A 14,181-nucleotide genomic window follows, 5' to 3' on the forward strand; every position below is an offset into this window, starting at 1 on the left:
TCCGGTGAGCGGCCTGTGGTTAATCGTTGGATGAATCTTCATGGGGGTACATTAACCCCTTCTTTCCGGCAGGAGTTGCGGGCTTGGCATTCATGGCCCGCTCAAAAGCGGAATCTTGGGTAGATTTACTACCCCCTTCCGCTAGTTTCTCCGTCGTGCTCATGCACGACGCTGCGGCCTTATTGAAGGCCCCTTCGGCCTTCTCCAAGGCACTCACCACCTTTTTCATCAACGATTTTTTCATCGTTCACTTTCCCCTTTAGAAAGCAATTAAACATCCCCGACTCCATCAGAGTCGGCGTTATGGGCTGTTGCCCACTTCCGACACGAAATACTCGCTCAAGAGTCTTTGGCATCGGAAAAGTTTTTAACGAGACCCCAAACTCGCCTCTGTCGACCCGAGGAAGGTTTATGCCTGGTCTGGCTACTGAGAGCGGCGTCCGCGGGCGCGCGCCGCCTCAATGGCCGTGGTGTGTCGATCCCGATAGTTCGCCTCCATTCCGGGCTGACGCGGCGCGTTCAGCAGATTGATGGGCGGAAGCCAGGGCTCGGGCCACTGAATCTTTCGTGCATCCTTGTCCATATCGCACCTCTCCTGCATGGGTCCATTCCCGCCGCGCACGCACACGCACCCGGCGATTCGTGACTGGTCATTTGCGTGAATGAGGGCGCACTGGCCCTGCGTTCGGAGGCAGCCAATGGGCTGCAGAGGAGAGGCCTTTTCGGCCTGCCTCGCGGTGGTGCGAGGCGGAGTGGGCGGTCCATGCCGCATCCCTGTCACCCCGGGAAGGGTTACCTTCACCATAGATCGCCCACCCCGTTATCGTCAATCCGCCGCGATATCGACGGCTCGATTTTCTGCGCCGCGCTCGCGTAGCCGGCGATTCTCCCGCTTCGGGCGCAACCCGAACCAGCGCCGCTCGCGCGGTTCCAGCGCACGGTCGAGGCGCTTCCTCAGATCCTCGATGTCGCGGACGAAGCGCCGCATTTCGCGGACGTGTTCTTCGGTTCGGTAGAGGCTTTCGTTTTCCATCGTGAACTGCCATTCCTGCGCGTACCTTGCCAGGGCGCGTTCCATCATGCGCAGGTCTTCGCGTTCCACTTCGATGGTCGTCGGCTCTTTCGCCATTTCGCTTCTCCTTCGTTGGATGGCGACTTCCTTTCTACCGTACCGACCCCCCTCTACGCGATTTTTTCGCACGCGAAATTTCTCTGCTGAAGAAATTGCGTCGGTGCGTTGATGTCGTATCATCCCGGGCGGAACTGGGAAAATTTCGGTTGCGGCTTCGGTCGCTTCGCCATTCCATACGCACAACCGACGACAAAGGAATGAATATGGCAGACGTAGCTGACACGGTGTACGACGCCAGCTCGATCCAGGTACTTGAAGGGCTGGAGCCGGTTCGTAAGCGCCCCGGCATGTATATCGGCGGGACCGACTCGGGCGGCCTCCGCCACATCCTCTACGAGATCATCGACAACGCCGTGGACGAGGCGATCGGCGGGCACGGTGACCACATCACCACCACGTTCCACGCCGACGGATCGTTCTCGGTCGCGGACAATGGCCGTGGCATCCCCATCGATATGCATCCGGAGAAGGGGATGCACGCCGCCGCCCTGCTCGTTACCACGCTCCATGCGGGCGGAAAGTTCGATAACGAGGCCTACAAGTTCTCGGGTGGCCTTCACGGCGTTGGTTCCGCGGTGACGAATGCGCTGTCGCGGGAGTTCACGATGGACATTCGCCGCGATGGCAAGCGTTACCACCAGCGTTTCCTGCACGGTGGGGAGCCTGAAGCTCCGGATATTCAGGAGTACAAGAAGCGGGACACGGGATCAACGATCCGTTTCTGGCCGGACATGCGGTATTTCGATGAGGATGCCTCCATCGAATTCGACGTGGTGGCCGACCGACTGAAGCAGACCGCCTACCTGGCGCCGGGGCTGCGTCTGTCCCTGCACGCTGAAGCCACGGACGAAGAGCCGGAACGCACGGTCGAATACTGCTTCGATGCTTTCGCCGAAATCCTGGACGACCTGGCGGGCAAAAGCGGGGAGGCCCTGACCGACACCCTGACCACGCAGAACCAGGAAACGGTCGAAGGGGAAGGCGACATCGAAGTTTCCGTGGCACTGCGCTGGCACGACAAATCCGGCGTGCTGACCGGGTTCGCCAACATCATCCCGACTTCGGAAGGCACCCACATCACCGGCCTGCGCAAATCGGTCACCCGAGCCGTGAACCAGTATGCGCAGAACAACAATCTGCTGCGGGGCAATCAGTCGCTCTCCAGCGACGATGTGCAGGCGGGGCTCGTAGGCGCGGTGGCGGTTCGTCTCGGCAATCCGACGTTCGCCGGCCAGACGAAGGAGAAGCTGAAGAATCCGCCGATCGAAGGGGTCGTCTCCCGTGCCGTGCGCGACATGATCGACCGCCAGTTCGAGGAAAACCCGCAGGTTGCCAAGGCCATCGTGGAACGGGCGAAACTCGCGCAGAAGGCTCGTGAAGCGGCGGACAAGGCCCGGGATCTGGTGGTCAATCGCAAAAGCGCGATCAGTGCCACCGCCCTGCCCGGCAAGCTGGCGGACTGCCAGGAGCAGGATCCTTCGAAATCGGAACTGTTCATCGTGGAGGGGGACTCCGCGGGCGGCTCGGCCAAGCAGGGCCGGGACCGGGAGTTTCAGGCGATTCTCCCGCTCAAGGGCAAGATCCTGAACACCTATCGGGCCGATCCGGCACGGATCATCAAGTCCGATGAGGTGAAGAACCTGGTGCTGGCGCTGGGTTGCGGCCCCAAGTCCGATTTTGACATCGACAAGCTGCGCTACCACAAGATCATCATCCTTGCGGACGCGGACTCGGACGGAAACCACATCGCAACCCTGGTGCTGACGTTCTTCCACGTCTACGCGCCGGATCTGATCGAGAACGGCCACGTCTATGTCGCGCTGCCGCCGCTGTACCGCGTACGCAAAGGCAAGACCTCCTACTACCTGAAGGATGACCAGGCGCTGGAGGAGTTTCTGGCGCAGCAGGACAAGCCGGATGCGTGGTCGGTCCAGCGGTTCAAGGGTCTGGGCGAAATGAACCCCGAGCAGCTCTGGGAGGCCGCGATGGATCCGGAGACCCGGCGCATCGGGCGCGTCGAATATGACCCGGAGGGCGGACGTGAAGCCGACGATCCCATTTTTGAAATGCTGATGGGCTCGGAAGTCCCGCCACGCCGGGCATTCATCGAGGAGCGGGCGGAACAGGCCCGTCTGGACGTTTGATCGTGGCGCGCTCGACCGAACAACGCCCCGGCTGGCTCACCCGGCGCCTGGAACGCTGGGCTCGCCGGTACATGGAGCGCCGACCACCGGACTTCGTGATCGGGGATGACTACCTGCTTCGCTGGTACGTCATCCCTCGCAACCGGCTGTGCAACATCTATCTGCACTGTGTCCAGAAGAGCGACGAAGATAGGGCATTGCACGACCACCCCTGGGCGTCTTTTAGCTGGATTCTTTCAGGCACTTATCGTGAGCACATGCCGCACGGCACACGCCTGATGACACCGGGGCGTCGTGCCTTTCGTCGGTCGAGCGCACCCCATCGACTGGAGGCGGTGGACGCCCCCGTGATCAGCCTGTTCCTGACCGGCCCGAAGGTCCGGGAATGGGGGTTCCATTGCCCCCAGGGCTGGCGGCACTGGCGACGGTTTACCGATTCCAATAACAGCGGCCGCGTGGGACGTGGCTGCGACTGAGCGGGCTTGCCCGCTACCCCCAAATCTGAACAGGAAGGAGCCGATCTATGACGGACGAAACCACAACCACCGAACCGAGTGAGCCCAATGAGGCGATCCATCTCCCGGCCCGGGAGATCATGCAGGACGCCTTCCTCGACTATTCGCTGTCGGTCATCACCGACCGCGCCCTGCCCGATGCCCGGGACGGGCTGAAACCGGTTCATCGCCGGATCCTGTACGCGATGAACGAGCTGAATATCATGCCGGGATCCGCTCACAAGAAGTCGGCCCGCGTCGTCGGCGAGGTGATTGGTAAGTACCACCCCCACGGGGACTCGGCCGCCTATGGCGCCGCCGTCCGCATGGCGCAGCCGTGGGCCATGCGACATCCACTGATCGACGGCCAGGGCAATTTCGGTTCCATCGACGGCGACAACGCGGCCGCGATGCGTTACACCGAGATGCGCCTGTCGAAGATGGGCGCGAAGATGTTTGCCGACATTGGCAAGAACACCGTGGACTTCCGCGACAACTTCGACGGTTCCGAACGCGAGCCGGAGGTCCTGCCGGTCTCCTACCCGAACCTCTGGGTCAACGGGACGGAAGGGATCGCGGTCGGTCTCGCCACCTCCATCCCGCCGCACAACCTGGCCGAAACCGCGAACGCCTTTCTGGCTTGGCTGGATAACCCGGAAATCAGTACCCGCGAAATCGTGGAACACATGCCCGGCCCGGATTTCCCCACCGGGGGCATCGTTCACGGCCTCGACGGATACATTCAGGCGTTGGAAACCGGCCGGGGTCAGGTCAAGCTGCGCTCGCGCTGGCACACTGAAGAACGGTCGCGGGGTGCGAAACGCCTCGTCATTACCGAGATCCCGTATGCCACGAGCAAGGCGAAGCTGGTTGAGCAGATCGCCAATCTGGTGAAGGAGAAGGAGATCGAGGGCGTTGCGGATATGCGCGACGAATCCTCGAAAAAGGGCATCCGCATCGTGCTGGACACGAAGGCCGGACACGAGCCGGATCTGATCGCGATCCAGCTGGTTGCCATGACCAGTCTCGAGGTCTCGGTTTCCTACAACGTGATGGCGCTCGACGGCCAGCGGCCGGTGCAGCTGGGCATCCGCGATGTCTTCGAGCACTTCCGCGCCCACCGCATCGAGGTCATCCAGCGGCGGACCCAGTACGATCTGGACCGCGCACTGGAACGCCTCCACATCCTCGAAGGCTACCTGGCCGCTCTGGATCGTCTGGACGAAACGATCGCCACGATCCGGGGCAGCAAGGATACCGAAGAGGCGCGCGGGGCTCTGGAACAACTGCTGTCGATTGATGCGACGCAGGCACAGGCGATTCTCGATCTGAAACTGCAGCGCCTGACCGGCATGCAGATCCAGGACATTCGGGACGAGCACGGGGACCTGACCGCCAAGGTCGAGGATCTGCGCGACATCCTCGCCCGCCCCGAGCGCCAGACCTCGATCATGCGGGACGAACTGCTGAATCTCTCCGATCAGCACGCAACCGCACGCGGAAGCGAGATCGACAACTCGCTTTCGAAAGTTTCGGCTGCGGACCTGATCCCCGAGGAGCAGGTGATGCTGATTGGTACGCGTAACGGTTACCTCAAACGCCTGCCCGCCGATGCAATGAGCCGTCAGAATCGCGGGACGAAAGGGCGCTCGATCATCGCCCTGGACGATGATGATGTCGTGACGACGTTCCACTCCGGCAATTCCCACGACTACCTGCTTGCGCTGACCGATCAGGGCCAGGTCCATGCGGTGAAGGCCTACGACGTGCCTGACACCGGACTGGGGAACCGGGGCCGACATTATCGAAACATCTATGAGGGCCTTGAGGGCGATGTTGTCGCAATGCTGACGGTCCCCGACCTCGACAGCGAGCAGGCCAGCCTCGTGATCTTCACCGCTGGGGGGTATGTGAAGCGCACGGCGCTGTCCGCGTTCTCCGGGGCGAAACGCCGTGGTGGCGTCCAGGGTATTCGGCTGAACGATGACGATCGCATCGTCTGCGCCCGGATCTCGTCCGATCCCGAATCCGAGGAGATCGTGATGACCGCCAGCGGGTCTCGCGCCATCCGCTATCCGCTGGACGAGGCCCGGGCCATCGGTCGAACCAGCCAGGGGGTGCGCGGCATCCGACTCAAGGACGGGGAATCCGTGCTGTCCGCCGAGATCGTCCACCAGGATTCACTGGACACCTCGCACCTGATGGTGGTCACCCGCAAGGGGGTTGGCAAGGCGACACCACTGACCGATTTCCGCCTGCAGAGCCGGGGCGGTCAGGGGGTCACGGCGCACGCCCCGAACAAGAAGTCGGGGGAAATGGTCGCCGCAGCGGTGATCGGCCCCGGTGTCGACGTGGTCCTGTTCACGGACGAAGGCGGCGCCAATCGCGTAGCGGGATCCGCCGTCCCGAAGAACGGTCGTGCAACGGCCGGATCCTCGATCATCCGCCAGGGCTCGGTGACGAACCTCCTGGCGGTCCCAGCGACTGAAGATGGCAGTCTTTCCTCCAACGAAGACTGATCGCCTCAAACCCGCTGACCATAACGGGAGCCTTCGGGCTCCCGTTTTTTTAGAGAGCGGTGATACACTTTTTAAGATTCGCTTTGCAGCAAGCAAGGACGCTGGCATGTCTCAGGCTGCCTCTAAACGCACCCATCCCCCCGAAACGGTTTCGGCGGTATTGCGCCTGCTCGAACACACGTTCGACGGCCTGCGTGATTATCAGGGTCAGGCGATTCTTGCGGGGGCGGACCACCTTCGAAAATCCAAGGAGCCCATCCTTCTTCAGCTTCCGACGGGTGCCGGCAAAAGCCATGTCCTGGCCGGCCTCGCCGCGGCGCTTCAGGAAATGGCGCTCAAGAACTCCGGGGTCCGGAAAAAGATCCTTCTCATTGCACCCGGCTCGGAACTGGTCGAACAAAACCAGGAGAAGATGGTCCACTACGGGTATCCGGCGAGCATCTTCTGTGCGGGCGCGGGATACCGGGATCATGGCGAGGATTTCATCTTCGCGAATCCGGAAACCATCAACTCCAAGGATCGGCTTCAGGAAATCCTCGAATACGATTTCGCGGGCGTATTCCTGGATGAGTGCCATCGCCTGTCTCCGATGGTGCTACGGATTATCGAGGCGATCCGCGAAAAAAACCCCCAGCTCCGAGTCGTTGGCGTAACGGCGACGCCCTACCGTCTCGGCGAAGGCTACATTTACCGCCATGACGCGACCAAGGGTATTACGCTGAGCGATATGTACTGTCGCGACCCCTGGTTCTCCACACTCGTCTACTCCGTTTCGCCCCACTACCTGATCGACCGGGGTTATATCGTCCCGCCGGTTTTCGGCGATATCGTCGACCAGTACGACACCAGCCAACTCCGCCGCGACAAGACGCTCAAATGGACCTCCGAGTCCGAGAAGAAGGTTTTCACCAGCACCGGGGCGCGCAAGACGACAAAGAGGATCGTTCAGGACATCAAAAGGAAGATGAAGACGCAGGGTTATCACTCATGCCTGATCTTCGCTCACAATGTCGATCATGCCCAAATGATCCTGGATATCTTTCACGAAACGAAGGAAGGCCAGCGACAGGCGGCCCTGATTACTCACCATACGGATGACACCGAGCGAAAGAACTCTCTGGAGAAGTTCCGGAAACGTCACAAACTGCGCTACCTGATCAATGTCAGTGTTCTGACCACCGGCTTCGATGTGGAACACGTCGATATGATCGCGATACTGCGGGCAACCGATTCCGTTTCGCTTTTTCAGCAGATCCTTGGACGAGGTATGCGACTGTCCCCCAAAACAGGGAAAACGCATTGCCTGATTCTCGATTATGCCAACAACCTGTCGCGTTTCAGCGGCAGCGGGGATCCGTTCGCCCCGGACATTCAGGCGGCCCGACCCGGGCACTCCGTCGATCGGGAAAAACTGCTCGTGCGCTGCCCGCAGTGTGACCACGTCAACGCGTTCATCAAAGCCGCGCTCCCAACCAGCCTCGAAGCGGATGAATACGGTTATCTCTACACCGTGGGAAAACAAGAACCGGTAGTGAACCACAAGGGGGAGCAGCTGGCGGGGCACCACGGCCAGCAGTGCCAGGGTTATGTTCCATCGGACGAAACCGGTCTTCTCCGTCGCTGCACGCACCGATGGCTGTCCAAGGAATGCCCGGCCTGCGGCGAACTCAATTCCGCCTATGATGCCTTTTGCACGCACTGTACCGAGCCGCTGACCGCCACTATGGGGGCAATCCGTCCGTCGGCGGCGGCTTCGAAAGACGTCCTTTACACCGAACGCCGAGGTACGGTGGAAGCCATGACCTGGCAAGTGACGCAGACGAAGAAGGGGGTTTCGTGCGTAACGCTCGACTGCCGTGTGCGGGAACTCCCTTATCTGGAAACTCCGCCTCCCGATGAAGAAGAAGAGGACCCAACACCCAGACTGGTTGAACCCGAGCCCACGCGAATCAAAATCTGGCTGAGTCCGCACTGGAGCAATCCAGCGGCTCAACGGGCGTGGCGTGATTTCGTGGAAAACTGCATTGGTGGTGGCGACGTCCAAAAACCGGAAGACCTCCGGTCACCCGATATTCATTTCCAGCCACCCGCGTACGTCAATTATCGCCAGAAACCACCACGAAGCGAAGACGACCGGATGAAGTTTTACGAAATTCTCCAGTTTCATTAACACGGTTGACACGGCCCAAATGCTGGACCATCCTGTTCACGTCATCAGGAAGGAACTGGCAAGACGGACCTTGTGTGAGTCTCCTGTCTCCTCGCGTTCACTTCGTCAAGTCCATCTTTGCTTCCTTCCTGGTGCTTTCAGTAAGCCCGAAAAAGGAGGGGCCTGGCCTCCGTGTCGCTGCAAAACTCCCTCCCTTGTAGGTTTTGTGGTTGTCAAAACAGGCCCCTCCTTTTTTCGGGCTTTCCTTTCACCAACAGACGCAAGGATCACTGTATGCGCAAAACAGCTCTCGCCCTGGTTTCGTTCGGCTTTCTGGCCCCGGCCCTGGCGCTGGCGCAGCCGTCCGCCGGTACTCCCTACGTGGGTGGGCAGTATTCGCACCTCGACGCCGACGTTTCAGGTGTCAGTGGCAGCTGGAACCCGGATGCGCTGGTGGCACGCGGCGGCTACTTCTTCAATGAATACTTCGCCGTCGAAGGTCGCGCCGGCACCGGTCTCAGTGACGATACCGACAACGGTGTCGATGTCGAACTGGACTATATGATCGGCGGCTATGCCCGAGGTAACCTGCCCGTTTCAAATGTCGTTTCACTGTATGGAATGGCAGGTGTTACGCATGCTGAAGCGACCGCATCGGGCGGGGGCGTTTCGGTAACCGACGACGATACTGGTCCTTCCTATGGCGTGGGAGCGGAATTCAATGTCGCCAATGACCTCGGCCTGAGCGTCGAGTGGATGCGCTACATGGACGAGAGCGACTATGACGTGGACGCCATTTCGGTCGGCATGAACTACCACTTCTGACTCTCGATCAGAACGCCGACGCAACGAAAAAGGCCGCCCGATGGGCGGCCTTTTTTTTGCGCACTGCTTTTCCTTGCGTACTTGCACACAAGCTCATTGAGCAACTCCCTCAACAATGGATGAGAGGGATGAGAGCCTTCGAGCAGCGGATTGAATGAACCCTGCCTCTTCCAGAAGCCGCCCGTATTGTCCCAGGGAACGTTCCCGCCCACCGGTCGCCATCAGCAGGTGCAGGTCGCACAGTCCGCCCGCCAAACCACCTTCCTCAAGCAGCATTTCCACCAGATAAACCTTCCCTCCTCGGGGAAGCGCCGTACGCGCCTGCTTCAGAATCCGGATGGCATCCGAATCGTCCCAGTCGTGCAAAACCCGCGCGAGAATGACCGCATCGCCCCGAACACCCCAGACATCGAAAAGATCGGCGCCGTGCCAATGCACCCGAGGGCCTGATGCTTCCCCCATTGCCACCACCTCCGGACGATCCAGCACCGTCACCTCGAGCTGTGGGTATGCGTCCACGAGCCGCTGGGCCAGGACCCCGACACCTCCCCCCGCATCCACGACGCATTCCGTTCCCTGCAGATCCAGAGCCGATGCGACTTGGGCATAGTCGTGTCGCGCGTAGCTGCGCAGCATTCGATGATGGCCGGCGCAACGTTCGCTGTCTTTCGCAACATCCGCGAAGATGTCGGGCGGCTTCCATCCGGAATTGCTCCGAAGAGCGTCCGGCAGGGTTTCCCACATTCGGGCGAACGGTCCCGCATATTCCAGCGCCGCGTCCGCCAGCGTCAGGTGGTGATCCTTCTGCAGCAAGACCCCGCGCGCCGTCAACTCCCATCGACCCATATACCGAGTCACGACCGCCAGCTCCCCCAGTGACCGAAGCAACCGCTGGGTTCCTTCCGGGGTCAGTCCGCACCGCTCGGCGATCGCCGCTTCCGAGTCCGGCAGCGCCTCGAACACCCCGAGTCGGACCGCGGCCCCGAGCGTCTGGGTTCGCCAGAACCCCACAAGGTCTTCGGATAATGCCGCCAGCTCCGAACGCCGCGGCGGGCGCAACGTGGTTGTTGCCACGCCGGTTTCGTCGATCACCTCCAGCGCCCCATCAAAGCGTTCCACGCGGGCCTGCCCGTTATAGAACGGCTCGACGGTCTGGAAACGCCGCTCGTAAATGGGGGCGCCCGATCCATCAATATGCATCCACCCGTCGCCGTCGCGGGCCCGCGCATACCCTTTGTGGAACACGTCCAGGTCCGGGAACCGGCGGTCATGGACGAACTTCCCTTCGGCATCGATATGCGTGGAATGTCCGTCGCCCGCCTGGACCACGGCAAACCCTTCGCTGAAGTCTCCGGCATAGCGCCACCGTTCCGGGTAGACCGGGACTCCTCTGGGGTCGATGTGCCGGTAAGTGCCATCCTTTTCGCGCACGGTGCATCGCCCTTCCTGAAAGTTTCCGCACCAGGCGTGACGCGCCTCGTAGGCCTCCCAGCCTTCCGGGGTAATGTGAAACCATCCGTCCCGGGCCGCGACCGCCGCCCGTCCTTCATAGAACCCGAACACGCGCACGAACCGGCGTGCGTACGCCGGCCGTCCATCATCATCGACATGATGCGTGCCGCAGTCCGAAACCCGAAGGTGCGCGCCGTTATCCATTTCGCTCGTTCCCCTCAGTCGTTCGCATGTTGCATCCGCGGCAGAGGGATCGGTGATGGTAGGTTCGCTCCAGTTCGCGGTAGGCATCGCCGTTCCATATTTCCATGATGCCCTGTTCGTGGAGGTTCCCTAATTCCCCCAGAGTCCGGCGCTGCGCATCCGGAGCGCAGCATGGATCGAAACGCCCGGCGGCACTCACCCATGCTTCCTGCCCGAGAAAGGGGCACGGCCCACCGGGCGCCAGATCCTCCGTGGCTGTGTCATCCAGTACGTCGATGTTCTCCAGAAGGATCGGCTGACCGTTCGGCAACCGCCGTCTCGAAGCCACGCCCCGCGCCTTATGCACGGCCCGGTTCCATCGCTCGATGGCCTCCGGTCCGCGCCGCATGGACTGTTCCTCGATCTCCGGGAAGTGCGCCCAGAGATGGTGACCCTTCACACGATCCACCCCCAGGTCGATCGCCAGGTTCACGATATCCGCGAGCTCGTCCACGTTGTCTTCGAGGAATGTCATCTGGAACGTGACGCGGCAACGGTTACCACCCTCGGCCGCCTGCCGGTCCCGCACCGCGATGAAGGCACGCACGTTCTCGATGGCCTGCTCCCAACGGATGCCCGCCATGATGTTTTCCTGCGTCGCCCGGGTAGCCCCATTCCAGGAAATCTTCACGTCCGAGGTCACCGGGACGATCCGCTCGGCCCAGGCCGAGGCCCCCATCCCGGGGAACGTTCCGTTCGTGGTCAGGTTCATCTGGACGCCGTAGCGACGACAGAGATCCAGGATGTCTTCGAACTCCTTATACAGCAGCGGCTCCCCCATCGTGGAGGGGATGATCTCGCGGAGCCCGTGCGGTGCGGCTTCCGCGACCACGCGCTCGATCATGTCGAACGGCATTAGTCGGTGCGGACGGCGCTTCTGCCGACGAAGCTCCTGAAGCGGGCTGTACACCGAATGCTCCTCGCACATGATGCACTGGAGGTTGCAGGTATCCGGGTTCGCGTCGAACGTGATCCGCCAGGGCCCCTTCCGATGCTCGACCCGAGCGGACGAGGATCGCTCAAGCACAGACCCGTAAATCGACTCCACCTCCCTTACATGGTCTTCCATCGAGGGCACGTTGCCCGTTTCATCGTTGAGATAGCCCCGCGCCCCGAGGCGGGTTGCCCATTCGGGATGGTCCGCCAGCCGCTGCATCTGCGTGGCGAGCGAGTCGATGGAACGGTGCTCGAACAGCAGTCCGTTGGCCTCGTGGTGAACATATTCCGCCATACCTCCGGCATCGGCGGTCACGACCGGTACACGGGCCTGCTGCGCCTCGTGGATCACCAGCGGTGAATTCTCGACCCAGACCGACGGGACCACGATCGCGTCGCAATGATCGAATACCTCTCGAACGATGGCCTGATTCCGATATTCGTGGAACCATTCGATCCGCCCGGCAACTTCCGCCGGCAGGGTGTTTGCGATGCGCTGCAGGGATTCAGTGTCCTGCCCACGGGGTCGCCCCCAGATACGAAGCCGGGCATTGCCCTCCAGCATCCCGAAAGCCCGAATCAGGTCCTGCACCCCCTTGGCGGGGATGTGGGTACCGATGTAGCCGAAGGTGAACGGTTCCCCCTGGACACGACGGCGCCCAGCCAGTCGGCTACGGTCGAACCCGTAGTCCAGGTACACCAGCTTGTGCGCCGGAATCCCGAATTCATCCCGAAAGCGATCCCGCAGGTACCGCGACGGCGCGATGAAGACATCGACAAGGTCGACCATGCCCCGGACATGCGCCATCCGCCGGTTCACCCAGTCGGTCCAGTATCCGACGTCGGCTTCGTACTCGTCCGGCGCTCCACTGAAGTAGCGCGCATAGCAGCGTTCGGCGCATTTTCGGTCGTCCTGGCCGTCGCACACTGCCCACGGATCGCCGGGGTCCTTGGGAAACATCTGCATGAACTGACCACGCGGGCACATGAGCCAGTAGTCGTGCAGCGTGAACACGATCGGGATACCCCGTCGTGCGGCCTCCTGCAGCAGCGAGGTGGAAAGGTGGTTCAGGTGGCCGACATGGACGATCTCGGGATCGAAACGATCCAGGACCTCGGCGAATTGCCGGTCCATCCCCTCGACCCGATAGCGGTCCCGCATCCGGGGGTTGTTGACCACGTTCACGGTGATCCGCGGGTCGTCCGCATCCGGCTCCATTCGCATGGCAAAGTCCGGGGCAAACGGGTCTTCCTCCCGCGTGAATACCTCGACCTCGTTCCGGCCCGCCAGCCCCTGGCACAACGCCTGGCTGTAAACTTCGGAGCCGGCGTTGTACCGCATGGGATAACCGTGGATCACCTTCAGAACCTTCACGGTTCCACCTCTTCCGCCTGATCGAATTCGAACGCATGGATCAACCGAGTCATACCCTCCTCCACGGATACGGATGGCCTCCATCCCAACAGGGATCGAGCCCGATCCGGCGCTCCAAAGAACTGCGCGACATCAAAGTCGCGTGGCGGTGCGTATCGGATGCTTGAACCCGACCGTCCCAATCGGATCGCGAGCTCGGCCAGCTCACCGAGCGTGGTTGGCCGGCCGGTCACCAGATGGATCGGCGGAGGGGGTGTCTCTCCATCGGCAAGCATCTCTGCCAGGGTTGTGATGCCTCGGGTGACGTCCTCGACATGCGTGAAGTCGAACGTCTGATCCGCTCCGTCAACCCGTAGCGTCTCACCCATGGCCGCGGCCCGGGCGAATGCCGGTACTACGCGGTCGGCGTGATCCGTGTTCGATCCGAATACGTTGGACAGGCGAACCGTGCAGGCACGCAGTCCTGCGGTGCGGGCGTTCTCAATTAGTTCTTCACCGCGAACTTTGGCGCGACCGTAGACGTTGACCGGCGCTTTCGGGCTCCCCTCCGTGGCTGGCAGACGACTTGGTTGGCCGTACACCTCCCGACTGCTGGCAAAGATCATCCAGGGCCTATGTCCAGCCTCAGTGATCCCATCGAGGACGTTCTGCAGCCCACCGACGTTCGTTTCCCAACAGCCTTCCGGATCCTGCTCGCCCCAGATCACACGCGAAACCGCCGCCAGGTGAACAACCCCGTCGATACGAGGTATCACCTGGCGCACCTGATTCGGGTTCCGGACGTCGCGGTGGGCCTCTCCGGCTGCCCGGATGTCGAATGGCACGGTCTCGATCCCCCGCACGCGAAGAGCCGCGGTAACCGCCGTCCCCACCAGCCCGGAGGATCCCGTCACAAGAATTTTTCGGGTCATC

Annotated in this window: 11 protein-coding genes; 5 read left to right on the forward strand and 6 right to left on the reverse strand. The window is 61.6% G+C overall.

The window, feature by feature from the left end; genetic code table 11:
* Positions 1-19: 19 nt before the first annotated feature.
* From F787_RS16760 to F787_RS0106345, 3 genes are all read right to left on the reverse strand, one after another.
* A complete protein-coding gene (locus tag F787_RS16760; RefSeq protein WP_155989594.1) occupies positions 20-244 on the reverse strand; it encodes a hypothetical protein in 225 nt (74 codons plus the stop codon).
* 180 nt (positions 245-424) lie between these two features.
* Positions 425-583 (reverse strand): hypothetical protein, encoded by a 159-nt coding sequence (locus F787_RS16765; protein ID WP_019022956.1) that lies wholly within the window; start codon positions 581-583, stop codon positions 425-427.
* Positions 584-826: 243 nt separating this feature from the next.
* Positions 827-1,129 carry a hypothetical protein gene (locus F787_RS0106345; RefSeq protein ID WP_028491665.1) on the reverse strand — a complete coding sequence of 101 codons (303 nt, stop codon included), beginning with the start codon at positions 1,127-1,129 and terminating at the stop codon, positions 827-829.
* Positions 1,130-1,335: 206 nt separating this feature from the next.
* Between F787_RS0106345 and F787_RS0106350 the strand changes: the two genes are divergently transcribed.
* The 5 genes from F787_RS0106350 (at position 1,336) to F787_RS15560 (ending at position 9,263) form a co-directional block, all read left to right on the forward strand.
* On the forward strand, positions 1,336-3,276 hold the full coding sequence (locus tag F787_RS0106350) for a type IIA DNA topoisomerase subunit B (RefSeq protein ID WP_028491666.1): 1,941 nt from the start codon (positions 1,336-1,338) through the stop codon (positions 3,274-3,276).
* 2 nt (positions 3,277-3,278) lie between these two features.
* Complete coding sequence (locus tag F787_RS16390; RefSeq protein WP_196801923.1) at positions 3,279-3,752, forward strand: hypothetical protein; 474 nt, start codon at positions 3,279-3,281, stop codon at positions 3,750-3,752.
* Between the two features lie 47 nt (positions 3,753-3,799).
* A complete protein-coding gene (gyrA, locus tag F787_RS0106355) occupies positions 3,800-6,289 on the forward strand; it encodes a DNA gyrase subunit A (protein ID WP_028491667.1) in 2,490 nt (829 codons plus the stop codon).
* A 106-nt stretch (positions 6,290-6,395) separates the two neighbouring features.
* The gene (locus F787_RS15555; RefSeq protein WP_051246060.1) at positions 6,396-8,459 is read left to right on the forward strand and encodes a DEAD/DEAH box helicase; all 2,064 of its coding nucleotides are present in this window, start codon (positions 6,396-6,398) and stop codon (positions 8,457-8,459) included.
* A 273-nt stretch (positions 8,460-8,732) separates the two neighbouring features.
* Positions 8,733-9,263 carry a porin family protein gene (locus F787_RS15560; RefSeq protein ID WP_019022875.1) on the forward strand — a complete coding sequence of 177 codons (531 nt, stop codon included), beginning with the start codon at positions 8,733-8,735 and terminating at the stop codon, positions 9,261-9,263.
* A gap of 93 nt (positions 9,264-9,356) precedes the next feature.
* Here the strand turns inward: F787_RS15560 and F787_RS0106370 are convergent, their stop codons facing one another.
* Genes F787_RS0106370 through F787_RS0106380 form a run of 3 tightly spaced genes read right to left on the reverse strand, consistent with a single transcriptional unit; the run spans position 9,357 to position 14,180 of the window.
* Positions 9,357-10,919 (reverse strand): methyltransferase, encoded by a 1,563-nt coding sequence (locus tag F787_RS0106370; protein ID WP_028491668.1) that lies wholly within the window; start codon positions 10,917-10,919, stop codon positions 9,357-9,359.
* Positions 10,912-13,269: a glycosyltransferase gene (locus tag F787_RS0106375; protein WP_028491669.1), complete on the reverse strand. Its 2,358-nt coding sequence runs from the start codon at positions 13,267-13,269 to the stop codon at positions 10,912-10,914. The genes F787_RS0106370 and F787_RS0106375 overlap by 8 nt, the downstream gene beginning before the upstream one ends.
* Entirely contained in the window at positions 13,266-14,180 is a 915-nt protein-coding gene (locus tag F787_RS0106380) for an NAD(P)-dependent oxidoreductase (protein WP_019022878.1), read from the reverse strand. The genes F787_RS0106375 and F787_RS0106380 overlap by 4 nt, the downstream gene beginning before the upstream one ends.
* Position 14,181 lies beyond the last annotated feature (1 nt).

This window comes from Thioalkalivibrio sp. ALE19, from assembly GCF_000428605.1.
Lineage (GTDB): Bacteria > Pseudomonadota > Gammaproteobacteria > Ectothiorhodospirales > Ectothiorhodospiraceae > Thioalkalivibrio.